The sequence below is a fragment of the Streptococcus sp. KHUD_012 genome, from assembly GCF_052588255.1.
The window spans coordinates 1,287,927-1,311,726 of record NZ_CP159355.1; the positions used below are offsets into that span (position 1 = coordinate 1,287,927).

24 protein-coding genes and 1 riboswitch are annotated in these 23,800 nt (G+C 42.1%); of the genes, 1 reads left to right on the forward strand and 23 read right to left on the reverse strand.

What is annotated here, in order from left to right:
* Positions 1–248: 248 nt before the first annotated feature.
* Genes ABVF55_RS06120 through ABVF55_RS06155 form a run of 8 tightly spaced genes read right to left on the reverse strand, consistent with a single transcriptional unit; the run spans position 249 to position 6,737 of the window.
* Positions 249–851 (reverse strand): lysozyme family protein, encoded by a 603-nt coding sequence (locus ABVF55_RS06120; RefSeq protein WP_003007284.1) that lies wholly within the window; start codon positions 849–851, stop codon positions 249–251.
* Positions 851–1,825 (reverse strand): nucleoid-associated protein, encoded by a 975-nt coding sequence (locus ABVF55_RS06125; RefSeq protein WP_195487220.1) that lies wholly within the window; start codon positions 1,823–1,825, stop codon positions 851–853. The genes ABVF55_RS06120 and ABVF55_RS06125 overlap by 1 nt, the downstream gene beginning before the upstream one ends.
* 8 nt (positions 1,826–1,833) lie before the next feature.
* Positions 1,834–3,090, reverse strand: coding sequence for a serine hydroxymethyltransferase (glyA, locus tag ABVF55_RS06130; protein ID WP_195487219.1), 1,257 nt, complete (start codon positions 3,088–3,090; stop codon positions 1,834–1,836).
* 35 nt (positions 3,091–3,125) lie between these two features.
* Positions 3,126–3,740, reverse strand: a complete 615-nt coding sequence (locus ABVF55_RS06135; RefSeq protein ID WP_155167745.1) for an L-threonylcarbamoyladenylate synthase — start codon at positions 3,738–3,740, stop codon at positions 3,126–3,128.
* Positions 3,727–4,563, reverse strand: coding sequence for a peptide chain release factor N(5)-glutamine methyltransferase (prmC, locus tag ABVF55_RS06140; RefSeq protein WP_272106704.1), 837 nt, complete (start codon positions 4,561–4,563; stop codon positions 3,727–3,729). Before prmC ends, ABVF55_RS06135 begins: the two co-directional genes overlap by 14 nt.
* Positions 4,563–5,642 carry a peptide chain release factor 1 gene (gene prfA / locus ABVF55_RS06145; protein ID WP_003007273.1) on the reverse strand — a complete coding sequence of 360 codons (1,080 nt, stop codon included), beginning with the start codon at positions 5,640–5,642 and terminating at the stop codon, positions 4,563–4,565. Before prfA ends, prmC begins: the two co-directional genes overlap by 1 nt.
* A gap of 9 nt (positions 5,643–5,651) precedes the next feature.
* The gene (locus tag ABVF55_RS06150; protein ID WP_445285047.1) at positions 5,652–6,131 is read right to left on the reverse strand and encodes a GNAT family N-acetyltransferase; all 480 of its coding nucleotides are present in this window, start codon (positions 6,129–6,131) and stop codon (positions 5,652–5,654) included.
* 21 nt (positions 6,132–6,152) lie between these two features.
* Complete coding sequence (locus tag ABVF55_RS06155) at positions 6,153–6,737, reverse strand: thymidine kinase (RefSeq protein ID WP_023918101.1); 585 nt, start codon at positions 6,735–6,737, stop codon at positions 6,153–6,155.
* A gap of 114 nt (positions 6,738–6,851) precedes the next feature.
* Between ABVF55_RS06155 and ABVF55_RS06160 the strand changes: the two genes are divergently transcribed.
* A complete protein-coding gene (locus ABVF55_RS06160; RefSeq protein ID WP_001117401.1) occupies positions 6,852–7,034 on the forward strand; it encodes a 4-oxalocrotonate tautomerase in 183 nt (60 codons plus the stop codon).
* A gap of 58 nt (positions 7,035–7,092) precedes the next feature.
* Here ABVF55_RS06160 and ilvD read toward each other — a convergent pair whose 3' ends face one another.
* The 15 genes from ilvD to ABVF55_RS06235 all read right to left on the reverse strand — a co-directional run bounded on the left by ilvD (position 7,093) and on the right by ABVF55_RS06235 (position 23,577).
* Positions 7,093–8,811, reverse strand: a complete 1,719-nt coding sequence (ilvD, locus tag ABVF55_RS06165) for a dihydroxy-acid dehydratase (protein WP_445285048.1) — start codon at positions 8,809–8,811, stop codon at positions 7,093–7,095.
* A 126-nt stretch (positions 8,812–8,937) separates the two neighbouring features.
* Positions 8,938–10,281: an MATE family efflux transporter gene (locus ABVF55_RS06170; protein WP_070661306.1), complete on the reverse strand. Its 1,344-nt coding sequence runs from the start codon at positions 10,279–10,281 to the stop codon at positions 8,938–8,940.
* Positions 10,282–10,391: 110 nt separating this feature from the next.
* The gene (locus ABVF55_RS06175; protein ID WP_445285049.1) at positions 10,392–11,654 is read right to left on the reverse strand and encodes a nucleobase:cation symporter-2 family protein; all 1,263 of its coding nucleotides are present in this window, start codon (positions 11,652–11,654) and stop codon (positions 10,392–10,394) included.
* Positions 11,654–12,235, reverse strand: coding sequence for a xanthine phosphoribosyltransferase (locus tag ABVF55_RS06180; RefSeq protein WP_445285050.1), 582 nt, complete (start codon positions 12,233–12,235; stop codon positions 11,654–11,656). Before ABVF55_RS06180 ends, ABVF55_RS06175 begins: the two co-directional genes overlap by 1 nt.
* Before the next feature lie 89 nt (positions 12,236–12,324).
* Positions 12,325–12,420, reverse strand: a riboswitch (purine riboswitch).
* Positions 12,410–13,393: a GMP reductase gene (gene guaC, locus ABVF55_RS06185; protein WP_037615292.1), complete on the reverse strand. Its 984-nt coding sequence runs from the start codon at positions 13,391–13,393 to the stop codon at positions 12,410–12,412. Its footprint overlaps the riboswitch before it by 11 nt.
* Before the next feature lie 182 nt (positions 13,394–13,575).
* The gene (locus tag ABVF55_RS06190; RefSeq protein WP_445285051.1) at positions 13,576–14,301 is read right to left on the reverse strand and encodes an alpha/beta fold hydrolase; all 726 of its coding nucleotides are present in this window, start codon (positions 14,299–14,301) and stop codon (positions 13,576–13,578) included.
* A gap of 42 nt (positions 14,302–14,343) precedes the next feature.
* Positions 14,344–14,940, reverse strand: a complete 597-nt coding sequence (locus ABVF55_RS06195; RefSeq protein WP_023918094.1) for a hypothetical protein — start codon at positions 14,938–14,940, stop codon at positions 14,344–14,346.
* 150 nt (positions 14,941–15,090) lie between these two features.
* Positions 15,091–15,627 (reverse strand): hypothetical protein, encoded by a 537-nt coding sequence (locus tag ABVF55_RS06200; protein ID WP_445285052.1) that lies wholly within the window; start codon positions 15,625–15,627, stop codon positions 15,091–15,093.
* A 314-nt stretch (positions 15,628–15,941) separates the two neighbouring features.
* The gene (locus tag ABVF55_RS06205) at positions 15,942–16,559 is read right to left on the reverse strand and encodes an SAP domain-containing protein (protein ID WP_023918090.1); all 618 of its coding nucleotides are present in this window, start codon (positions 16,557–16,559) and stop codon (positions 15,942–15,944) included.
* Positions 16,560–17,272: 713 nt separating this feature from the next.
* Positions 17,273–17,470 (reverse strand): Sec-independent protein translocase subunit TatA/TatB, encoded by a 198-nt coding sequence (locus tag ABVF55_RS06210; protein WP_023918087.1) that lies wholly within the window; start codon positions 17,468–17,470, stop codon positions 17,273–17,275.
* Complete coding sequence (gene tatC / locus ABVF55_RS06215; RefSeq protein ID WP_223141909.1) at positions 17,470–18,189, reverse strand: twin-arginine translocase subunit TatC; 720 nt, start codon at positions 18,187–18,189, stop codon at positions 17,470–17,472. The genes ABVF55_RS06210 and tatC overlap by 1 nt, the downstream gene beginning before the upstream one ends.
* Positions 18,176–19,861, reverse strand: coding sequence for an FTR1 family iron permease (locus tag ABVF55_RS06220; RefSeq protein ID WP_445285053.1), 1,686 nt, complete (start codon positions 19,859–19,861; stop codon positions 18,176–18,178). The genes tatC and ABVF55_RS06220 overlap by 14 nt, the downstream gene beginning before the upstream one ends.
* The gene (efeB, locus tag ABVF55_RS06225) at positions 19,839–21,044 is read right to left on the reverse strand and encodes an iron uptake transporter deferrochelatase/peroxidase subunit (protein ID WP_320909193.1); all 1,206 of its coding nucleotides are present in this window, start codon (positions 21,042–21,044) and stop codon (positions 19,839–19,841) included. The genes ABVF55_RS06220 and efeB overlap by 23 nt, the downstream gene beginning before the upstream one ends.
* Positions 21,045–21,049: 5 nt before the next feature.
* On the reverse strand, positions 21,050–21,922 hold the full coding sequence (gene efeO / locus ABVF55_RS06230) for an iron uptake system protein EfeO (RefSeq protein WP_320909194.1): 873 nt from the start codon (positions 21,920–21,922) through the stop codon (positions 21,050–21,052).
* Between the two features lie 110 nt (positions 21,923–22,032).
* Positions 22,033–23,577, reverse strand: coding sequence for a ClC family H(+)/Cl(-) exchange transporter (locus ABVF55_RS06235; RefSeq protein WP_320909195.1), 1,545 nt, complete (start codon positions 23,575–23,577; stop codon positions 22,033–22,035).
* Positions 23,578–23,800: the final 223 nt, after the last annotated feature.

The following is a 23,800-nucleotide window of genomic DNA, read 5'->3' on the forward strand; positions in this document are numbered from 1 at the left end:
TATTCAATGATTTCAAAATACTAAGAATCAAAAGTCAGAATACACAAAAAGATTTATAGATTATAAGAGAGGCTGGGACAAAAGTCCCAGCCTCTCAATTGTTTTTGGATTGTTGCAGCGGTTGAGTAGGCTCTACTACGCTGATTTCATTAGCTTTTACAGCCCTACTCAACTGTGCGGAGGTGGGACGACGAAATCGAATTCTAACGAATGACCGATTTCTGTCCAACTCTCTCTAACTTGATTGATTAAAACCATGAAAATAACTTCATAATTGTCATATTGGTTTCTACTAAACGAGAATAATAAATATTTCCGCCATTGATGTAGAGTTCCATCCCATTTAATAGGGAAATAGGGTGGAGGTAAAGATAAGTTTCACCGGTTACATTGCCAAGGCTTGGCGCTACTACATCCCGCGAATAAGCTCGGGCCAACTCTAGGGAATTTGTTCCACCGTGTTTAGCTACATAATCAATGTAATCTTTCCCGAAATTATAGGCTTGAACGGCTGTCCAGCTATCAACCCCTTTTTTCTTGGCTTCTTTTAACTCATCTGAAAGAGTTTGAATACCTTGGCGAATGCTGGCCTTATTATCACTAATGGTATTGGTCTCACCACTTGCACTCTCGCTAGCCTGCATGACATCGTCCTCTCGACCTTTGGTCTCTGTATAGATCATAGCCAGAATGAGGTTTTCATTGGCTGTGGTATCCTCCTCAGCAAGGACTTCTCTAACCAGAGAGCGATACTGCATGACTTGTTTGACATCATGGTGGATCTGGATCCCCTTGTAGATTCCAAATATAAGTAAGATGAATAAGAAGATCTTCACTATGCGTTTAATCATTATTTACTCTGTATATCCTCAATGTTTTTGATCAGAATAGAATAGGTCCCGTTCTCGTTTAGAATAAATTCAACAGATTCTGCATCTTCATAGACATTATTCGGAACGATCAGTTCAATTCCATTTGACAATGACAATTTCTGATTTTCGAACTTCTTCAACTGGCGAGATGCATCAATTTCTTCAAAAGTGACAGGTTCAGGTACCGCTTCTTTGACTTGGTCAATAAAACTGAGGCGAGCTGTCAAATTATCGTCAAAGAGATCATCTGCTAATTTCTCTGGAGAGAGTTTATTTTCTTCCTCGATATGATTGAAAATAGCTGATTTAACCTTTGATTGAAATTGAAAATCATCTGTATTAAAGCTTTCCGCAATCTTCTGGGCTGTTTTTTCTAGAGCCTTGATCGATTTTTTAGGAGAAATCTTGGGTTGCGCCTGCAAGAGATTCTCAGAAAAATAATTCAAGAAGGTCCCGTTATACTTGATCCGTTTTTCAATCAAGTGGTATTTGCGGCTTTGAAGATTAATGACCAAGGCTTCATCAGCACCAGTCCCAAAACCAGGTAGATTGTTTTGCGTCAGCTTAATCGGATTGTCCACTTCACCGCCAAGATGGGTCAAGGTTTCTCGTAAAGCGATTCTAAGAAAGGCAAAATGCTCCACTCCTTCTTTCGAGAATTGGACGAATACCAAATCATTGGTCTTTTGATTCTCAGAGACGACAAATTCTTCCTTCCAGCGATTCGCTACTGCGACAGATGTTTCTAACAGATCATCTGAAATCATCTCAAGAAAAGGATTGTCCTCTTCGAAAATACCGGTCCTGGCTTCATCGGAATAAACTCGCTCAATCTTCTTGCGCAAGTATTCCTCAATTTTAGGCGTGATATTGAGGAATTTATCTGCCAGATAGAGATCGGTATCATCTGGGCTAAATTGATGAATGATGGCTTTCTTTACGTAAATATCCATAAGATGATTTAGTCCTCGTAAAGTGGGAAGGCATCTGTCAAGGCTTTGACTTGAGCACGCACCTCTTCTAATACTGCTTCTTTATCTGCATTCTTCAGTGCTTTGATCATGAGTTCAGCAACGGTGCGACTTTCTTTTTCACCAAAACCGCGAGCAGTGATGGCTGCTGCACCAATCCGAATCCCACTGGTCTTAAATGGAGACAAGGTTTCATAAGGAATAGAGTTCTTATTTAGGGTAATGTTGACTTCATCCAACAAGTTTTGCGCCACTTTCCCATTTTCAACGACTTTAGTCACATCGACAAGGAAAAGGTGGTTATCAGTTCCGCCTGAAATGACACGGAAATCAGGATCTTGCAAGAAGACATCAGCCATAGCCTGACTGTTCTTAATCACATTAGCTGCATACTCTTTAAAGGCAGGATCCAGTGCTTCTTTGAAAGCGACTGCTTTAGCAGCAACGACATGCTCCAAAGGTCCTCCTTGGATACCAGGGAAGATGGCAGAATTGATCTTCTTAGCCAACTCCTCGTCATTGGTCAAGATCAAGCCACCACGTGGACCACGAAGGGTCTTGTGAGTGGTTGTTGTCGTGATATGGGCATAAGGAACTGGACTTGGATGAAGACCTGCTGCAACTAGACCAGCAATATGGGCCATATCAACCATGAGCTTAGCTCCTACTGCATCTGCAATTTCACGGAACTTTGAGAAATCAATAATGTGAGAGTAGGCTGAGGCACCAGCAACAATGAGTTTTGGTTTGACTTCTTGGGCTTGTTTTAAGATGGCGTCAAAATCCAAGAGTTCTGTTTCCGGATCTACACTATAGGACACAAAGTTATAAGTTTGACCAGAGAAGCTCACAGAAGCTCCGTGCGTCAAATGCCCACCGGCAGCCAGATCCATCCCCATGACAGTGTCGCCAGCTTCAATCAAGGCCATATAGGCAGCACAGTTAGCCTGACTTCCTGAATGCGGTTGAACGTTAGCAAATTTAGCCCCAAAAATTTCCTTAGCGCGTTCGATGGCCAGACTTTCGACGACGTCTACGACATCAGTCCCACCGTAGTAACGACGACCTGGATAACCTTCTGCATATTTATTGGTCAGGATAGACCCTTGCGCTGCCATAACCGCCTTAGAGACAACATTTTCAGAAGCAATCAACTCGATATTGTTTTGTTGGCGTTCCTCTTCTTTGGAAATAGCATTCCATAGGTCTGCATCATAGGCTTTGTAATCTTCTTTATCAAAAATCATAGGTCTACTCCTTATTAAATAATTTTTTATATACATTATGACAGAGGAAGGTTATCTTCCTCAAAAGAAAGCTCGGGCACTTGTGCAAGCAAGTCAGCTTTCGTAATAGAACCTTGTCGTAAAATCCTCGCTTTGGCCCCAGAAATATCTAGGATAGTCGAATCTTGGCCAGTAAGGAAAGCATCATCCTCAAAGCCAGGAATTACCTGATCAAATTCTTTTATAATAGCTTCATACTTTGTTCCGCTAGCGTGTCCAGATAGATTTGCAGAAGGACCAACTAAAGGACCATATTTACGAATTAATTCCAAGGTCTTTGGATGGGCTGGCATCCGAAAGCCAACCGTAGACATCCCTGAATGAATCCAGTCAGGCACCTTTTCATTTGCTTGAAGAATAATAGTTAAAGGCCCAGGTAAAAATGAATCAATCAGTTTTGTTAAATAGCTAGGTTGATTTTTCGAATAAATTCGAACACCTTCTTCATTTGCTACATTCAAGTTCAGGGCTTTCTCTCTAGATCTACGTTTTAATTCGTAAATATAATCAACTGCCTCTTGATCCAAAGCTTTAGCGAAAATACCATAGACTGTTTCAGTTGGCAGAATAACCGCACGTCCTGCTTCTAATTCTTTCTCAATGTGATCCATTGTCTACTACTACCATTCTATCTTGTCCAAATTGGTCTTTCAAAACTCGAACTTGTTTGTCGGGAAATGCCTTTTGAAAGAGCTCTTTTACTTTGTTACCTTGCTTATAGCCGATCTCTAGATAGACCTTCGCTTCTGGTGTTAAAACACTTGGTGCTTGCCGGGCAATCTTTTCGTAGATAGCATATCCATCACGGTCTGCAAAGAGAGCTAAGTGAGGTTCAGAGGCTAATACATTGGCTCCAACTTCTTCTACATCATCACGCGAGATATAGGGTGGATTGGAAACAATCAGGTCGTATGGACCTTCTAGATCATCTAGTACATCTGAAGACTTAAAGGAAACGACTGCTTCTAACTGCTGGGCATTTTCATGAGCAAGGGCTAAGGCCTCCTCTGAGACATCACTAGCTTGAATCTGCCAGTTAGGTCTAGCAAGGGCTATGCTAATAGCAATGGCACCACTTCCTGTTCCAATATCCAGAACTCGTAAGGCTTCCCCATCGTTTTCCTCAAGTATGAGAGCGACCAACTCCTCAGTCTCTGGGCGTGGAATCAGCACGCGCTCATCAACTGTAAAAACATGGCCACAAAATTCTGCGCTGCCAATAATATATTGGGCAGGGATGTGATGTTTCAACTGCTCAAAGATGGATAGAAGCAAGGCCTGATCCTCTACTTCCACTTCTTTTTGCAAAGCAAGGACAAAGTCTGTAAAGGTCCAGTTTTTTAAAGCACGATACGCGAAGGAGAGGCTTTCTGCTTCCTCTCCAACGGCTATTAATTCTTCTTCATACTGGGCTAATAATGATCCCAACAACATTATTTATTCAACTCTTCTAGTTTTTGTGTTTGATCATACAAGACCAAAGCATCGACCACTTCATCTAATTTACCAGATAAGATAGTATCCAGTTTTTGAAGGGTCAAGCCAATCCGGTGATCGGTCACACGGTTTTGAGGGAAGTTGTAAGTCCGGATCCGCTCTGAACGGTCACCAGTCCCGATAGTTGACTTCCGCTCAGCGTCCTGCTCGTCTTGGGCAATCTGAGCGAAGTGGTCAGCCACACGCGCACGAATGATCTTCATGGCTTTTTCACGGTTCTTCTGTTGGGTCCGTTCTTCCTGCATCTCTACCTTGATATTGGTTGGCAAGTGGACAATACGAACAGCTGTCGCAACCTTATTGACGTTCTGTCCACCCGCACCAGAAGCGTGGTAGATGTCAATCCGAAGGTCTTTTGGATCAATGTCGTACTCAACTTCTTCAATTTCTGGCATGACCAGAACGGTTGCTGTAGAGGTATGGACACGACCTTGGCTTTCAGTCACAGGGACCCGTTGTACCCGGTGGGCACCAGATTCATACTTGAGTTTCGAGTAGACTGATTGACCAGAAACCATGGCCACTACTTCTTTGATCCCACCAACGCCATTGTAGGAAGCTTCCATGACCTCAAAGCGCCAACCTTGGCTTTCCGCGTATTTTTGGTACATCTGCAAGAGGTCACCAGCAAACAATTGGGCTTCGTCTCCTCCAGCTGCCCCACGGATTTCCAAGATAATGTTCTTGTCATCGTTTGGATCTTTAGGAAGAAGTAAGATCTTCAATTTTTCTTCGTACTCTTCTTTTTCAGCCTTAGCATCTTTTAGCTCTTGCTTGGCCATTTCTTCCAAATCCGCATCTCCGCCTGCTTCCTTAATCATTTCCTCAGCGTCAACAATGTTTTGAAGGACTTGCTTGTACTCACGGTAGGCTGTCACCGTATCACGCGTGGAAGCTTCTTCTTTTGAAAGCTCCATAAAGCGTTTGGTATCAGAGACCACATCTGGGTCACTCAGTAATTCTCCTAACTCTTCGTATCGGTCTTCTACAGCTTGTAGTTGATCATAGATATTCATGTTTGCTCCTTAATTCTTGATTGTTAGATCATAGATTGCTACAATTTCGTCTTCTATGACTTCGCCAGTTTCTTTAAATCCATAATGGAGATAGCAAGATCTCGCTTGATGATTTTCCGGTTCATAAGATAACCAAAGACTTGTTGCTTTTCCAGCTGGCTCTGTTCGAACAAAGTCAATAACTGCATCCATAGTCGGCTTAAAATAGCCTAAACCTTGAAATCGTTTATCGATCATAAAACGAAATAACAAGTAGTTCCCCTTGCTGATCCCAATTTTCTGGTCATAGGCAATCATCACAAAACCAACTAATACTTCCTTATCATAAACTGCTAAGGGAGCTATAAAATCACCATTTTTATCATATACATAGGCTTCAGCTAAACTAATGGAATTGGATGCAATAAAATTCCTTTGGTTTGGATGAACTTCTAGATTTAAAACGTCGAAATAATTCTCTATTGTAATATCTTTTAAACAAATAGACATTATTATCCTCTCTAAAACGTTCTAGACGCTTTCAGTTGGTATGTCTGGATTAAAATAATGTTTGCGGCAAACCGAGATATAGGTCTCGTGTCCACCGATCTGGATCTGCTCTCCATCATAGACAGGTTTACCCGCTTGGGTACGCAAGACCATGGTCGCCTTGCGGGAACAGTATTGGCAGATGGTTTTGATCTCCTCGATCTTGTCCGCTAACAAGAGGAGGTGTTTGGAACCTTCAAAGAGTTCATTTCGGAAATCATTTTTGAGGCCAAAAGCCATGACCGGCACATCTAGTTCATCCACGACTCTTGCCAGATCATAGACATGGTGTCGTTTCAAAAACTGAGCTTCATCGATCAAGACACAGTAGGGTTTGATTGTTTGGTTTTTAATAAAGCCAAAGATATCGGTTTCTTCTTCGATCGCAACGGCTTCGCGTTTCATACCGATCCGGCTAGAAACCACTCCTACTCCATCTCTGGTGTCGATTGCTGAGGTCATGATAACGACGCTCTTGCCTTGCTCTTCATAATTATGGGCCACCTTCAAAATCTCAATGGTTTTCCCCGAGTTCATGGTCCCATATTTATAATATAATTGTGCCATTTTCCTTCTGTTCTCTCTAAAATGTGTTTCATTATCATTTTACCATAATTTTGCTAAGCTTTGTATCCCAAAATGTGATAAAATAGTCCTATATAAAATTTAGGAGGTGGCCATATGCCATTTGTACGAATTGACCTATTTGAAGGACGCACCTTGGAACAAAAGAAAGCCTTGGCCAAGGAAGTAACCGAAGCTGTTGTCCGCAATACTGGCGCTCCTCAGTCAGCTGTTCACGTCATCATTAACGATATGCCTGAAGGAACCTACTTCCCTCAAGGTGAAATGCGCACCAAATAATGGCTCCACTAAAAAACCTTTCTTGCTTGTGATATCACATAGCAGGAAAGGTTTTTTCTTATTTTTCTTGGGCTTGACGTTCTGCTTTCCGTTCTTCGAATTCTTCGTCACTCATCAAGGTTCCGCCGACATTAGCTGATTTAGCAAAGGCTGTATAGCGACGCAACCAACCGCTGGAGATTTTTGATTTGAATTGTTTCAAGTGTTTGCGACGTTCTGCAAGGGTTGCATCATCGACAAGTAGATCAAGCGTACGATTTGGAAGGTCAATCACGATTTCGTCCCCATCTTCGATTAGGGCGATATTACCACCTTCTGCCGCTTCTGGAGAAACGTGACCAATCGCAATCCCACGAGTAGCTCCGGAGAAACGACCATCCGTAATCAGTGCCACATCCTTACCAAGACCGCGTCCGACAATCTTAGAAGTTGGCGCTAGCATCTCCGGCATACCAGGTCCACCCTGAGGACCCTCGTAACGAATGACAACGACATGTCCCTTCTTGACTGTTCCATTGTCAATCAACTCAAGGGCTTGATCTTGTGAATCACAACAAATAGCTTTACCACGGAAAGTGGTCACAGATGGATCAACCCCACCGACCTTGATTACAGCCCCATCCTGAGCGATATTTCCGTAAAGGATCGACAAACCACCTACAGGTGAAATCGGATGTTCGATTGGGTGGATAATTTCTTCATTTTTGATTTCAGCACCAGCTACGTTTTCTTTCAAGGTTTTACCAGTAACTGTAATACGGTCACCCTTAATGGCACCTTTTTTGATCAACTGATTGATAATGGCTGGTACACCACCAGCTTCATGTACATCATGCATAGTGTAAACACTTGAAGGTGCAATTTTAGAGAGATAAGGTGTTTTCTTGGCAATTTCGTTAATGTCCTTAAGGTCATAGTCAATACCAGCCTCACGCACAATAGCGAGCGTATGAAGCACAGTATTGGTTGAACCACCCATGGCCATATCGAGCGCAAATGCATCGTCGATGGCTTCTTTAGTCACAATATCCCGTGGGCGGATACCTTTTTTAATATTCTCTACCAATTGTTTGGCCGCTTGGCGAACCAATTCCCGTCTTTCATCTGAAACAGCTAGGATGGTACCATTTCCAGGAAGAGCAAGACCTAATACTTCCATCAAACAGTTCATGGAATTGGCAGTAAACATACCAGAGCAAGAGCCACAAGTTGGGCAGGCATTTTTTTCCAAGAAATCCAGCTCATCCATGCCCATATCACCAGCTTGATAAGTACCGACAGCTTCAAACAAACTTGAGAGCGTCGCTTGATGCCCCGTCATGTCAACTCCACCCTTCATGGGTCCACCTGAACAAAATACGGCTGGCACATTGGTTCGCATGGCGGCTAAAATCATTCCTGGTGTAATCTTATCACAGTTGGGAATATAGAAAACACCATCAAACCAGTGGGCATTGATGACCGTTTCAGCAGCATCTGCGATCAACTCGCGAGATGGCAAACTGTATCGCATCCCGATATGGCCCATCGCAATCCCATCATCGACACCGATGGTATTAAATTCAAAAGGAATCCCACCAGCCTCGCGGATAGCTTCCTTGGCAACATCCGCTAATTCACGCAGGTGAACATGGCCCGGAACGATATCAATATAGGAGTTACAAATGGCAATAAAGGGCTTTTGCATATCCTTTGCTGATTTTACTTGCCCTGTTGCATAAAGGAGACCACGCGCTGGTGCTCGGTCGATCCCCAATTTGATCATATCACTTCTCATCTTGTTCTCCTTCTAGTTCTTCATTTCTACCTCCTAATCTTACCACTTTGACATCAATTGTCAAGAACTTTCAGAAAATTTATAATATTCACGGTACATAAAAAGCCTGGTTTCCCAGACTTCATTTTAGTTTGTTTGCTTTTTTTCGATCTGCCAGAGCCGAAGTTGGTAACAAATTCCACTCACGACAAGGCTAGAAATAAGGCCGATCCAATAAGCATAGGGACCGAGGTTGGTCACATGGTCAAGGAAAATCCCTAGTGGAATAGAGATACACCAATAACTAAAAACGCCTAATAAGAATGGAACGGTTGTATCCTTATAGCCCCGCAAAATCCCTTGTAGGGGTGCTGCGAAGGTATCGGCTACTTGGAAAAAGAGACTATAGGTCATGAAAATAGCTGTTTGTTGCACAAAGACGGGATCCTTGCCATACAGCCCTGCCAGTTGGAAGCGGAATGTATAGAGAAAGACGAGGGTGACAATCGCAAACCCAAAGGCTGTCAGTCGTCCCAAACGGCAATATTGTTTGACCACTTCTGGTCTTCCTGCTCCCAGTTCGTAAGATACGATAATCGCCATGGTACTGGAGATACTAACCGGGAAAGCATACATCAGGGTAGAAAAATTCATGGCCGATTGGTGACTCGCGATGGTGAGTGATGGGAATTTTGCCATTAACAAACCAACCAGCGAGAAGATGATAACTTCTGCAAAGACAATTCCACCGATTGGAAGCCCAAGTCGCAATACTTCTTTCATCCCTTTAAAATCATAAGGCTGCGGCTTCCATAATTGGAAAGGTGCTACCTTAGGGTGCTTGCACAAGATCAAAACTGCAATAGCCAGCAAGACCCAGTAGGCCAGAGAGGTTCCAAGTCCTGCTCCTGCTCCTCCCATCTCAGGAAAACCAAATGCCCCATAGATCAGGATATAGTTAAAACAAGCATTGAGAGGCAAAAGCAAGAGCATCAAGTACATGGATAGACGCGTCATTCCCAAGGTATCGAGAAAAGTCCGCACGATACTAAAGAGCAACAAAGGTAAGATTCCCAAAGAAAGGAAATATAAATAGCGAATGGCTATTTGGGCAACAACATTTTCTAAGCCGATCTGCTTGAGAATCATGGGTGCAATCCCCCAAACAAAGCCTATTAAGAGAATGGCCATACCAAATGACATATAGAGGAATTGGTAAAAATCACCAGCAATCCGTTCTTTATTTCCCTTGCCTAAATGATGCCCAACAATCGGCGTCAGCGCAGAGACAATCCCTGTCAGGAAAGTAAAAAATGGATTCCACAGACTGGTAGCTGTAGAAACACCAGCCAAATCAAGGGTCCGGTACTGACCAGTCATGGCTGTATCGACAAAGCTGGCCGAATAATTGGCCAATTGATAGATCAAAATCGGCAAAAATAGACTCAAAAACAAGCGTAAGCGCTCTTTAAAGTGATAGGTTACATACATGATTCTAACTCTCTTCTCATCAAATAAGATTTTCTCCTCTTCCACTCTACTATATGTTTCTTTAAAAGTCAAAAAAACCGAAGATCCAAGGACCTCCGGTTCATGTGAGATTAGTGTTTGTTACGGTTTAAAATAGCATTGAGAACGATCGCCAAGACACTGGCAACGACAATTCCGTTCGCAAAGAACATTTGGAATCCTGTTGGAAGGCCGTTGAAGAGAGTGCTGTTGTTCAAACCAACCCCTGCAGCAATCGATACAGCAGCGATCAAGAAGTTGTGCTCATTATGTTCAAAATCAACACGCGCAAGAATCTGCATCCCTTGAATCGATACAAAACCAAACATGACTAGCATCGCTCCACCAAGAACAGGGCTTGGGATAATTTGTGCTAAAGCTCCAAACTTAGGAAGGAGACCGAGTAGAACAAGGAAACCAGCCGCATAATAGATTGGAAGACGAGTCTTGATACCAGACAATTTCACTAAACCAACGTTTTGTGAGAATCCAGTGTAAGGGAAGGTATTGAAGATACCACCGAGTAGAACGGCCAACCCTTCAGCACGATAGCCATTACGGAGGCGCGTGCTATCAATCGGATCTTTGGTAATATCTGAAAGTGCAAGATAAACACCAGTTGATTCGACCATGGAAACCGTCGCGATGATACACATCATTAAGATTGAAGTGATTTCAAACTTAGGAGCTCCAAAGAAGAATGGTGTTGGAACGTGAACCACTGGTGCTTGCGATACAGGTGTGAAATCTACCAAGCCCATAGAAGCCGCAATAGCAGTTCCTACAATCAATCCAATCAAGATAGAGATAGACTTGATAAAGCCAGTCGTATAGATGTTGACCACCAGAATGATGAGAATGGTGATCACGGCTAAAATCAGACTTTGCACCGTTGGTTTGGCTGCGTTATTCCCCATATTCCCAATCGCTACCGGAATCAAGGTCAAACCGATGGTCGTAATAACAGATCCCGTTACGATGGATGGGAAGAGATTGGCGATCTTAGAGAAGAAGCCAGAAACAAGGATGACATAAATCCCTGAGACAATCAAGGCACCAAACATGGCCCCACTACCATGGCTAGCACCAATCATGCTGAGAGGTGCCACCGACTGGAAGGCAACCCCAAGGACCACCGGAAGACCAATCCCAAAGTACTTATTGAGCTGAACTTGAAGGAAGGTCGCTACCCCACACATGAAGATATCTGTAGAGATGAGGTAGGTCAGCTGATGAGCGTTATAGCCCAAAGCCCCCGCGATCATGATCGGTACCAAAATAGATCCCGAATACATGGCCAATAAATGTTGCAAGCCTAAAACGGCTGCCTGTGAATGGCTTTCTTGTTTTTGCATTAGATGTCTGCCTCCTTAAATACAACCTGACCGTTTTCAAAACGATCCAAACGCGCAAGAGATACCACAGGATATCCCAACTCTTCTAACAATCCCCGACCATCTTGGAAAGATTTCTCAATCACAATTCCAATAGCTTCCACTTTAGCACCAGCTTGTTCGATGATCTGAATCAAGCCCTTAGCTGCTTGACCATTGGCAAGGAAATCATCAATGATCAAAACCTTATCTGCTGGATCCAAGAATTTACCAGCAATGGAAACCGTACTGGTCACTTGCTTGGTAAAGGAATAAACCTCAGCCGTCAAGATCCCTTCGTTCATGGTGATGTTTTTTGCTTTCTTAGCAAAGATCATGGGAACATCCAAGGCTTCAGCTACATAAAGGGCTGGTGCAATCCCAGATGCTTCAATGGTTACGACTTTCGTCACACCAGCATCTTTGAACCGGTCTGCAAAAGTCTGACCAATTTCTTTCATCAATTTGAAATCCACTTGGTGGGTCAAAAAGGAGTCCACCTTGAGGATATTTTCACCTAAAACGTTGCCATCTTTTAAGATGCGTTCTTCCAGTAATTTCATACTTCCTCCTACTTTCTAAAAAATCCCTTACTTATTCACAAAACACAAAAAGGCCTGCTAAGCAAGCCTTGAACATCCTCTAGCAAAAGGATTTATCTCGACTTACTTATTGTTAGGTGTTCCGGCACCTTGTAGAAACATCACGCCCATTCGTGAAATAAATAAGTAATTCAATTAGTGTGCATCGCCATTCCAGATAGAATTCTTAACGATCACATAGTCAACATGTTTCAAATCTGCTAATTTCCGGCCTCCAGCATACGAGATCGAACTTTGCAAATCTTGTTCCATTTCCGTTAAGGTGTCTTGCAAATGACCCTTAGCAGGCAATAAAATCTTCTTACCTTCGACGTTCTTATAAGCGCCTTTTTGGTACTCGGAAGCAGATCCATAGTACTCTTTGAAAGACTCTCCATCAATCTCTACTGTTTTACCAGGACTTTCAATATGTCCTGCAAAAAGCGAACCGATCATGACCATAGACGCCCCGAAACGAATCGATTTGGCAATATCGCCATGGGTCCGAATACCACCGTCCGCAATGATTGGCTTACGCGCTGCTTTTGAGCACCAGCGAAGCGCAGCCAATTGCCAACCACCTGTACCAAATCCAGTCTTCACTTTGGTGATACAAACCTTACCAGGGCCGATTCCGACCTTAGTCGCATCAGCTCCCGCATTTTCCAATTCACGAACAGCTTCAGGTGTTCCAACATTTCCAGCAATGACAAAGGTATCTGGTAATTCTTTCTTGATGTGTTGAATCATCCGAATGACACTATCCGCATGACCGTGTGCGATATCAATAGTGATGTACTCAGGCGCATCTGCCTTTAATTGACTCACAAAGTCGTATTCGTATTCCTTAACACCAACCGAAATGGAAGCGATCAAACCTTGCTCATGCATGCGTTTGACAAAAGGAATCCGACCCGCTTCATCAAAACGGTGCATGATGTAGAAATAACCACCACGCGCCAACTGCTCTGCCACATTCTCATCCAAGATTGTCTGCATATTGGCAGGAACAACTGGAAGCTTGAAGGTATGGTTTCCAAATTGGACGGTTGTGTCTGCTTCTGACCGGCTATTGATGATACATTTGTTGGGAATCAACTGAATATCTTCATAGTCGAAAATAGGAAATTCATTTAACATAGATTGAAAAATCTCTTTTCTAAAAACTGACCTACCTATGCGCAAGCGCATCGCTACGTCTCTTGACGTTTCCTTGATAGATTATACCAAAGATACGGACCTAATGCAATGGGAATGATTTTATAGGAAATAACGTTCGGAAATTACAAGACAAAAACCCGTTTCAAACAGAGAAACAGGTTTTATTTATGAACATTTTGGAGCCAATTGTTCACTTCTCTAGCTACAATTTCAGGCGCCTCTGTATACAGTTCGTGCCCTAAACCTTTTAGCAAGATTTGCTTGATCTGAGGATCTAGTTGCTTCAGAGCATCTTTTCTCCATTCAGGTTCTTCTTGGTATCGAGGCCCGATAAAGAGGACAGGCAGGTCTGCCAGTGGAATCTGATAAGTCTTGATCTGACGCCGTAGACGCAATAAAGCCATGACCTTTTCGAGATCCAGATTTAATTCATATTGTTCACTCACTGGATTCCAACGATAGCTAGCCTCTACCGCTTTTCGCGCTATAGGCGTCGGATCTGCTCTATCACCATGTTCGGATAACACAGCTTCTTCTAAAGTTGCAAAGACTTGCTGCTGCATGAAGGATGATGTGTCATTTAGTTCTTCTTCAAGAGATAAGATCTTTTCCATATCCAGATAGCCACCATCCAGGAGAATCAAAGCCTGGATCTGAGGAAACTCAGTAGCCAGATAACGAGCCAAATCTCCACCCAAGGAATGCCCAAATAAGCAGATCTCTTCAGCCTGGCCAACCCGACCTTGGAACCAATCACGAAGATCGTTTTCTGTCTGAATCATTTCCCTATAGGGATCTAGAAAGGTCACAGGAAAGCCTAGCTCATCCATTAGTGGAGCCAGATGGTAGCTATTACCACCTAGGCCACCGATAAAATAATACTGCATGTGTTTTGTCCTTTCTTTTTCATTCTATTTCATTGGTTAGCGCTACTCTCTCGCGTCTCCTTTATGGAGTTCCGTATTATAAACAATTTCTGCACCAGGGCTTCCTTTATCATCCTTTACGACTCCTATTAACTGACCATCTTCTACTAATAATTCAATATTTTCATCTGTACTACTTGCCTCTGTGAGTATAGCTCTCTTAGGCAAATGCTCCTCATTTGAAACGTCTACAGGTTTGCCATTTGAGTCCAGTAACTCAATGACTTCATTGCCACCTCCATCAAAATCAAGAACAATGTCTGAAATCAATCCATAACTTAATGGAATAAATTTCTTTATTTTATCTCCCAGAGTAGCTTTATTTCCATACTTGTCATAGATCGTCGGACGCACATAGGCATTTGAGAATGTTGACCCTTCTTCAGTAACGTAGATTGGGGAGAACTCAATCTTCTCAATCCCAGTATAGTGTTCTTTGATGTAGGTTCCGATTTGTTCTTCTAGCAAAAGAAAACCATGCTTATAGAGCTTTGTTGTTTTCGGTCCAAGATTCGGCTTCGTTAGTTTATTGTAGACAAAGTAACTACCGGATAGGATGAAAATTAAAATAGCAATGATCTTTACCCACTTTCTGCTCATCAGTCGCTCCTCCTTCTATCTACTTCAGTATAGCATATTTGGTTGGCTTTCCATCGCTATTCCTAACGAAACGGAATATAAAGATTTGAAATGTGGCGAAATTTTAAAGCATTTCACAGTCTCATGAAATACTTTTAAACTGTATTATTTTTATATGAATAGAAGACTAGTTCCTTCAGTTTTCTTGGTCTCTTCAATCCAATATTGCTCCTCTTTGGGGATCAAATGATCAAAACGTCCTGAAAAAAACTTCCATCCGTTTGGCACATATCTTTCGTAGTTTTTCATCCCCAGATGGTTTGAATAAAATTCTTCTTTATCAAAATCGATGAAAAGATCCGGAAGCAAGGCATTTCCTTCCAGAATAATCTCTGAATTCAAGTTCTCCTCTTCCATTGAACGTTTGATCATTGAGATCAATTCTTCAACCGTCACCTTCAGCCAATCATCTTTATACATTTCTAAGTAGCTCTCAAGATTGCTTTTTGTAATCACATGAAGATTCTGCTGAATCTCAGGTAAATAGGAGAAATCAACATCCAGACCTGCTTCCTGGTATGCCTGAATATATTTATCGATATCCATTGCCCACATTTCGTTTGAACAAATATACCAGTTAAACTGATGATTTGCAATAACCCCAACAATATTTATTTCTGGTTTCTCTATCAATTGGTCTTTATTCACTAGTTTTTTCTCCCCTTCTCCTATCTACTTGTTCCGAACTGACAATAGGACTTACTTACCAAACATTATATATCTATGATACCGAATTATATTTTGACAAGCAAGTTAATGACCGAGTCGCTAACAAAAAAGCCAGCTAAAAGGGTTTAGCTGACTGATGTCATATCTAATAAATCTTTCTCTGCTCGATCATCTAGCAGAGAAAGCAAGTATCCCACATTCTCTTATATTCTATAAAACAAAAAAGCACTCTGCAAAAACAGAGTGCTATCGTCTTTAATACTTTATATTCCGTTCGACAAACTTGAAGTTGTTTACTTACAGTACTCCTCTATTTTGTAGCTATATTCTTTTAGAAGTCCCCGTGAATAAATTTTTTTATTTTTTGAATCTCTAACTTCATTCCAAAGGATAGCCGCAACTTTTAACTTGTTGGAGTAATGATTGCTAAATTCATCGGCACAAAAGTCTTTTAGAAATTGATTCCATTGGCAAGCTGAATTATCATACTTGGCGTAGTCTGACTCTCCATAGTATATTTTAATCATATCTTGGATTGTAAAATTTATGTTGTTGTCCCGTTTTACTTTTCTCCAAGCAGTTGCCATATCAGCATTAAACTTAAACGGATTAACACCTGTTACAGCTGAAAAATAATCACGAAATTTCTGATTAAAGGAAAACCCACATTCAAGTAATGATGTATTTAGGGTTATTATTTCGGTTTGATTTTTGTTTCTTTTCCTCAAAACTTTTTCTACTCTATTTCCCCTAAAATATTGTTCTATAATATGATTTAATTCTTTTTTTGTACATCTGTATTCTAATCCAAGGTACTTACAAATTTGTGAAAGCTCTTCTCGATACCAGTAGTATCTGTTAAATTCTTCAAATGATTTTATATCTCTAAAATCAGGTCTATGTTCTTCCAAATGCTCGCCTCTACAACTCCAAATTTATCTCATTATACCATAGATAATAAAAGTCATATCAATTTATACCCATGCCACATAAAGCTATAACAGAATATATTACAATCTTGTAATTACTGTATTTCTATTAAGCTTAACATTCTTATAAAATAAATAAGAAAAACAAACGATATAGTCCATCACTAGTAACAAGAAATACTAGAAGTTGAAAGATATAAAAACATTTAAATGGAAAGCATAGCAATAAACAAAACAGTCAGTAAAACGATGGTTTTGTTGTGTTGTTTCACTTGCTTTCTAATTTCCTCTTTTGACTTTATCCGCAGACGCCCTTTGTATTTTGATTTAGTCATGGAACTTCTAATAAGTTCGCTGACGTCCGTACTCACTTAAGGAAAGTTTTTTATATGACTTTATCTTCAATCTGAGACCGTTAAAACCTCTTTGTTTGAATCTTTCTAACTGAATTGGACACAAAAAATCCACTCACTCGGGGTGAAATGGATTGTTTCTTCATTAACGGTTCAACAAGAAATTGAACAATTTTTCGACAATTTTTACGACCAACCAGCATAAGAATCCGATATAGCTAAAATAGAAAATGAGTGACAAAATCGTAATAATCATGGTTTCCTCCTTCGTCGATTGCAAGTACTTGTCTTATTATACCTTTTTATGCAATCGAACTCAATAGAATTTTGAAAATTGTCTGATTATTCTTTTTCTTCTTTAGCTTCTTTGGCGTCTTGATCTGCTTCTTCACTGCCTTTATTGACAGCTGTCTTAAATTCAGCAAACATTTTGCCGATGGACTGGCCCAACTCAGGCAGGCGTTTTGGTCCAAAAATCAAGAGGGCGCCCAGGATGATGATGATCAAACCTGGTGCTCCAATATCACGTAAAATTCCCATTAGTTTCTCCTTTTTCTTGAATAGATGACTTTACTGAAGGCGACACTGACTTCAAATAAGAGGATCAAAGGGAGTGTCATGGCCAAGTCACTGATAAAGTCTGCAGGGGTTAGCACGACGGCTAAGACCAGCAGAACAAAGTAAGCATAACGTCGGTAGGTTATTAAAAACTGTGGTGTCAAAAGTCCAATCGAGGTCAGAAAAGCGACCAAAACTGGTAACTCGAACAAGACCCCTAAAGGCAAGGTAGTGTGCCATAAGAAGGTTAGATAATTTTGTGCTGTTAATTGGGTATCAAACAGCCCTTCTCCCAATCGCATCAGGACCTCTAAAATAGCTGGACTGACAAAGAAATAACCAAATGCAAGCCCCAGTACAAAGCAAATAAAGCTAGCTGGGATGTAGGCAAAGACTGCACGCGCCTCCTTCTCCCTCAAAGCCGGCCTTACAAATTGCCAAATCTGGTAGACAATAAAGGGCAAGGTCAGGCTAAAGGATGTGAGATTAGCCAGCGATACATAGATCCAGAGGATATCATTCGGTCCCAGTACCAGCAGTTTTTGATGCAGGCTAGCCGTCAAGGCTTGATAGATTTCTCCTCCAAATACAAATGCTAGGATGAAGACGATAATATAGCACAAGACCACTGCGATCAATCGTTTTCGAAATTCGACCAAATGTTCAACAATAGTCATTTCATCTGCTCTACTCTTTGCCATGTTGTCTCACCGTAACGAGTGCGATCAAGGCCACAAAGATACCTTGAGGAAGAAGAACTTCCCAGCTTGGATAGATCCCCGCCCAATCGATGGTTGGAAGTCCATTGACCAAATGGCTAGGTAGGATATTGGTCAACTGCAGGGCGTGAATGCTGACACCGAGCATCTTGAAGGCCAAAGCGTAAATCAACCACGTCAGAATGAAAAAGATTCGATGAGGTTGGATAGCTTGACTGGCCTTGGTCATGGCCACTGCAATGATGATGAGAACGGCTATGGCAAACCCTATTCCCAGTAAGAAATTCGCGGTTGTAATCCGCGGAATGATCCCGACATAGAAGAGAATAGTCTCAGCCCCTTCACGAAAGACTGCTAAGAAACTGAGGGCAAACATCGAGACAAAGCTTCCTGTAGCCGTCACGGTCCTCATTTGACGGTCCATAAAGGCATTCCACTGTTTGACAGAGGACTTGCTGTGGAGCCAAATTCCGATGAGGATCATCATGACCACAGCGAAAATCCCAACGCCACCTTCAATGATTTCTCGGTTAGACCCCGAAGTAACGGCTGGAAAAGCTACTTGCAAAACAAGAGCGATTGCTGCACTGGCAAGAACACCAGCGATAGCTCCACCGTAAACCCATTTGAGACCTTTCCTCATCTTAGCGGCCTTAAGGGTCGTCACAAGCGCCATGACAATCAGAAGGGCTTCTACTCCTTCACGCAGAAGAATCAACATGGCATCAAAAGCGTTGTAAGAAGCTGTCGTATCGATCGCAGACAAGTCTCGGATCAAGGCTTGTAATTTCTCTTGATAGGCCTTTTCTTTCCCCTTGACCATTATAACCGGGGATTCACTCTCTACGCGCGTGTAGAGACTTGGATTGGTCGTGCTAACATCTCCCTCGATGGTTGGCCAGATCGTGATGAACTGCTTCATAGTCGCTGCAGCAGACTTATCGTCGCCGGATTGGAATTGGCTTTGCGCCTTCTCCAAAAGCTTGATCCCATCGTTCAGCGTCAAATCCGTACTGGCACTGCTAATGGCTTCTCCTTTTACAAAAGCATCAATCCCATTTTTGAGGTCATCATAAGAGGACTGGATGTTGGTGAAATCGGTAGGCTCTGTTTCAATACTACTGCGTAAGAGCGAAATGGCCGTCTCGATTTTGCCATAGTAGGCTGTGCTGTGATCTCTTACCACCGCTTCGTTTCGCGTCCATGTGTTATTGAGATCTGCATAGGTTTGACGGGTTTTATCCAGATCCTTAGCTGTAATAGCCTCTTGTAGGTTCTTAAAATAAGGTGCGAGGCGACTCACGAGTTTGTCTTTTTCCGCCTCTAAATCGACCGGATTTTGCTCTTTTTCAAAAGCGAGCAAGGCAGATGAGATCTTGGTGAGATCGTCTTTGCTTACCTCTCCTTTTATAGCCAGGGCTTGGCTAACTTTTTTCCCTGCCTTGGAATCATGGTGGTCTTTGGATTCAAAATCAGCCTGAATCTCAGCGATCAATTCCTTGGCCTTATCCTGGTCCTTATTTTGTACAGCGGTTGTTGCATCTGTGATCTTGATAAAGAGATCGCTATAAGATTCCGCAGCTACCGGATGAGTCCAAAACAAGGCAAGAAGGCCTAACAAGATCAAGAGTTTATTCAAAGAGTGCTTGACCAAGATACCCTCCTTTCTCGACGCCTGCAAAGCAAGCAAAGAGTCCACTTCCGATATGGGTGATGTACTCGTTCATTTTGTCCACCGCGCCCAAGTTGGTTTGGATTTTGACAAAGCTGTTCGGATCCTTTTGAAAGGCGATAAAGATCAAGCCGGCATCAAATTGCCCAGTCTGTTCATTGATGCCATCCGAATAGGAATATGACCGCCGTAAAATCGGCCGATCCACTTCTTTGGCCAAACGGACATGTGAATCTACTGGTAGTTTAGATAAATCTACTTCATCAAATTCGTTGGTTTTACCAAAGGGAGCGCCAGACTCCTTGTAGCGACCAAAGGTGTTTTCTTGCTCTTGCAAATTGGTCCGGTCCCAAGTTTCCAGGTGCATTTGCACTAGGCGAAGAGCCATATAGGAACCACCCTTCATCCAATCCTTGCTATCAGTCCAGACGACCTTGTCAAAATCCTTCTCAGTCGTGACATTTGCTGTTCCATCCTTGAAACCAAAGAGGTTGCGCGGTGTTTCTTTTCGGTCACCAATAGCTGCAAATCCTGATTTGCTCCACTTCATGGTAATGGTATTGCGACCCTTACGAATCAGATTTCGCACCGCATGAAAGGCTACTTGCTCATCGTCTGCACAGGCCTGAATGACGATATCGCCACTAGTGTATTTGTCCTGCAACTGCTCCTTTGGAAATGGAGGCAAATCACGAAAGAGTTTCGGACGTTTGGACTCCAAGCCCAGTTTCTTTAGAAAGGAAGCCGATACCCCAAAAGTCAGACTCAAACGATAGGGGTTGAGTCCCACTGTTTCACCTGTATCTGTTGGTGGCAAGAGGGCATTGGAACCATCTCTTTTAACTAACTCTCCTTCGACTAATTTACTACTGTAATCGGTCCAGTCTTTAAAGAGCTGGATGACTTCTTTTTTGTCTGTCGTATGAAGATCTAACACAACCAAGTAGCAAGCCTTCTGCATAGGTGTCGTAATCCCTGCTTGGTGCTTGCCATAAAAGGAGATGTCTTCATCTCCATCATAAACTTTTTTGCTGGAACTGTCTTGATTAGCGAAAAAAGCAGATGCACCAGAGAGACCCAGCGCTAGACCAGCCCCTCCAATACCTGCTTTTTTAAGAAATTCACGACGGTCCATTTTTTTATCTAAAAATTTTTCGTCAGCCATTTTTCTTATTTCCCATCTAAAATCACACCCATTTGAGACAACGGTTCACCAAGTTTGGTCACAGCTTCTGCCAATTCCTTGGTATCTTCCTTGGATAAATCTGTGTAAGACTTATAGTTTGAATCATCTGTCATGTGTTTGTCCAATAAAGCATTTACATTCTTGAATTCTGCTTCCAAGGTTTTAACCAATTTAGCATCTTTTTTCTCAATCAAGGGTTTAAAGAGAGAGAAGATCTTTTCAGCCCCTTCAATATTGGCACGGAAGTCGTAAAGATCTGTATGAGAGAAGACTTCTTCTTCACCCGTAATCTTTTGCGTTGCCACTTCATTGAGCAGATCGACAGCTCCGGTCAACATGATATCCGGTGTGACTTCTACTGTAGCAATTTTAGCTTTCAACTCCTTGATATCGTTCACCAGTTGGTCAGCGTATTTGTCTGTTCCATCTGTAGTATTGTTTTCCCAAAGGATACGCTCAATCCGGTGGAAACCTGACCAGCCATCTTCTGATTTATTTTCATCTACATAATCCACCAAGCGGTAGTCGATTTTGACATCCGATTCTCCAAAGGTTTCAGCAATCGGCTCAGACCGTTCATAGGCCATACGAATCAAGGGATATTGCTTTTTAGCTTCTTCCAAATTACCATCTTTTAGGGTAGCTCGGAATCCTTCTGTATCTTTGAGCAATTGGTCAATTTGCATTTCAACAAAGTCTTTGTATTCAGCTGTCGCATTGTCCAAGGTCTTCTGGTCAGCCTTTGACAACTGCACCGTTGAGCTGGTTTGCGTCTTTTGGCTCGAATGTTTGCTAGTAGAATTTGCACACCCTGCTAAAAGAGCAACACTCAATAAGAGTAGACTATATTTTTTCATGAAAGACTTCTCCTCATTTGTTCTTGCCCTTATTTTACCAGATATTTTCTCATTTTTCAATAATTGTCTGAAAATTTAATAATAGAAAAAATTTTCTGAGAATCAGTCTTTTACAAAAGAATATCTTTGACCCGTCCGATTTCAGATTCTTTAACCACCACAAAGATACTATCCCCTAGATACAAGCGGGTTGCACCATTGACCGTATAGCTCTTACCACTTCGCATTTGCGTGGTGATCAAGATATCTTGAGGGAGGTGCAGTTCATGAACTTGTTTTCCTGCAATCTTTTCTGATACAGGGATCTCAATTAAAGTCAACTCTCCTTCTTCTTGCGCCTTATCCGGCAACAATTGCTCGAGCATGGCTTCATAGACTGGCGCTCCATGGAAGAGATCCATGATCATATATGCTAGCAAGGTCACCATGCCTAGGGGCATTAAACTGCGAATATCACCGACCATCTCTGTCACTAAGATCATAGCCGTTAATGGCGCTTTTGAAATAGCCCCAAAATACCCACTCATGCCTAAAATAATGAAGAGAGGCAGCTGATTTTGAGAGATAAAGCCAATGTTTTGGAGGAAGGTTCCAACGATGGCCCCTAAAAGTGATCCTAATGCTAGTATAGGCAGGAAGATGCCACCTGGTAAGCCACTACCATAGCTCAACATACTCCAGATGAAACGGATCGCAAAATAAAGAAGGATGGTCAGCACTGGATACGGTACTCGAGCTAAATCCAAGACCAATTGATTCCCACCACCAAGAATTTGGGGAAGAAAATAGCCGATTGGAAGAATCAAGACAAAGGCAAATAAAGAAGAATAATGAGAAGGAACATGGAAAATCTTCTCAAGTAAGCGATACAATCGACCGATATTGAGAACCACTATTTCGTAGACATACCCTGCTGCCCCTAAAAAGACTCCAAGAAAAAGATAAATCCAGTACTGAGACAGATGGAGCGGTGGAATATTTTGTGGCATATGAAGCACTGGTGTTTGACCAAAGACATTGAGTGAAATAAAATTAGCAGTCAAACTAGCAGCCAAGGTCGAAATCCAAAAGAAACGTGAAAAATGATGGTAGACCTCTTCAACCACAAATAAGAGCCCCGCTATAGGTGCATTAAAGGCAGCAGCAAGGCCAGCAGCAGCCCCACTTGCAATCAAAGATCGCTCCTCAACCGGGCTGACCTTCAAATGATGGGCCACTCCTTTTCCCCCCATTGCTCCTAATTGAATACTAGGACCTTCACGACCAAGCATCAAGCCACTTCCGATGGCCAAGACACCTAAAATATACTTCTTCCACAGGGTATCCCACCAACTCACCGCCAAGAGCCCCTTGAGTTCTGCTTCGACTTGCGGAATTCCTGATCCCTTGATATCCCGATTGGTGCGAATAAGGCGACCAGCAATCAATACGATCACCCCATAACCCAATAGCATAGCAAGTAAATAAAGTGGTTGACCAGACATCTCCTTGTAAACGCCTTGAACAAAATGAAAAATATGTTCGATCAAAAAACGAAAACTCGAGACGATGCAGCCTACAACAATCCCAACCAGAACACCTCTGACAATATGGGCCACAATCGAACTAGAGGCAAAATGAAATTCCTTTTTTAAGGCTTCTTCTTTTTCAGACATTCCCTAACTCCTTCAAACTCTTATCCTATTCATTATACCTTATTTCACTGCCTCTGAATACATGTAAAGACAGAAAAAAACAAAACTACCCTTGTTAGTTTTGTTTAGAATGTAGACAAACCATTTTATCTAATAAAAATAAGTTAAGAATTTCTACAAAGAAATATAAATGGAACGAATAAAGAAAAATCAAAACTTTCCGCTGTGAGAAAAGTGCCTGAAA

What these genes read in the sequence shown, in the direction of transcription:
- ABVF55_RS06120 (WP_003007284.1), bottom strand. Translation starts at nt 851, where the DNA reads ATGATTAAACGCATAGTGAAGATCTTCTTATTCATCTTACTTATATTT.
- ABVF55_RS06125 (WP_195487220.1), bottom strand. Translation starts at nt 1,825, where the DNA reads ATGGATATTTACGTAAAGAAAGCCATCATTCATCAATTTAGCCCAGAT.
- glyA (WP_195487219.1), bottom strand. Translation starts at nt 3,090, where the DNA reads ATGATTTTTGATAAAGAAGATTACAAAGCCTATGATGCAGACCTATGG.
- ABVF55_RS06135 (WP_155167745.1), bottom strand. Translation starts at nt 3,740, where the DNA reads ATGGATCACATTGAGAAAGAATTAGAAGCAGGACGTGCGGTTATTCTG.
- prmC (WP_272106704.1), bottom strand. Translation starts at nt 4,563, where the DNA reads ATGTTGTTGGGATCATTATTAGCCCAGTATGAAGAAGAATTAATAGCC.
- prfA (WP_003007273.1), bottom strand. Translation starts at nt 5,642, where the DNA reads ATGAATATCTATGATCAACTACAAGCTGTAGAAGACCGATACGAAGAG.
- ABVF55_RS06150 (WP_445285047.1), bottom strand. Translation starts at nt 6,131, where the DNA reads ATGTCTATTTGTTTAAAAGATATTACAATAGAGAATTATTTCGACGTT.
- ABVF55_RS06155 (WP_023918101.1), bottom strand. Translation starts at nt 6,737, where the DNA reads ATGGCACAATTATATTATAAATATGGGACCATGAACTCGGGGAAAACC.
- ABVF55_RS06160 (WP_001117401.1), top strand. Translation starts at nt 6,852, where the DNA reads ATGCCATTTGTACGAATTGACCTATTTGAAGGACGCACCTTGGAACAA.
- ilvD (WP_445285048.1), bottom strand. Translation starts at nt 8,811, where the DNA reads ATGAGAAGTGATATGATCAAATTGGGGATCGACCGAGCACCAGCGCGT.
- ABVF55_RS06170 (WP_070661306.1), bottom strand. Translation starts at nt 10,281, where the DNA reads ATGTATGTAACCTATCACTTTAAAGAGCGCTTACGCTTGTTTTTGAGT.
- ABVF55_RS06175 (WP_445285049.1), bottom strand. Translation starts at nt 11,654, where the DNA reads ATGCAAAAACAAGAAAGCCATTCACAGGCAGCCGTTTTAGGCTTGCAA.
- ABVF55_RS06180 (WP_445285050.1), bottom strand. Translation starts at nt 12,235, where the DNA reads ATGAAATTACTGGAAGAACGCATCTTAAAAGATGGCAACGTTTTAGGT.
- guaC (WP_037615292.1), bottom strand. Translation starts at nt 13,393, where the DNA reads ATGTTAAATGAATTTCCTATTTTCGACTATGAAGATATTCAGTTGATT.
- ABVF55_RS06190 (WP_445285051.1), bottom strand. Translation starts at nt 14,301, where the DNA reads ATGCAGTATTATTTTATCGGTGGCCTAGGTGGTAATAGCTACCATCTG.
- ABVF55_RS06195 (WP_023918094.1), bottom strand. Translation starts at nt 14,940, where the DNA reads ATGAGCAGAAAGTGGGTAAAGATCATTGCTATTTTAATTTTCATCCTA.
- ABVF55_RS06210 (WP_023918087.1), bottom strand. Translation starts at nt 17,470, where the DNA reads ATGGGAATTTTACGTGATATTGGAGCACCAGGTTTGATCATCATCATC.
- tatC (WP_223141909.1), bottom strand. Translation starts at nt 18,189, where the DNA reads ATGGCAAAGAGTAGAGCAGATGAAATGACTATTGTTGAACATTTGGTC.
- efeB (WP_320909193.1), bottom strand. Translation starts at nt 21,044, where the DNA reads ATGGCTGACGAAAAATTTTTAGATAAAAAAATGGACCGTCGTGAATTT.
- efeO (WP_320909194.1), bottom strand. Translation starts at nt 21,922, where the DNA reads ATGAAAAAATATAGTCTACTCTTATTGAGTGTTGCTCTTTTAGCAGGG.
- ABVF55_RS06235 (WP_320909195.1), bottom strand. Translation starts at nt 23,577, where the DNA reads ATGTCTGAAAAAGAAGAAGCCTTAAAAAAGGAATTTCATTTTGCCTCT.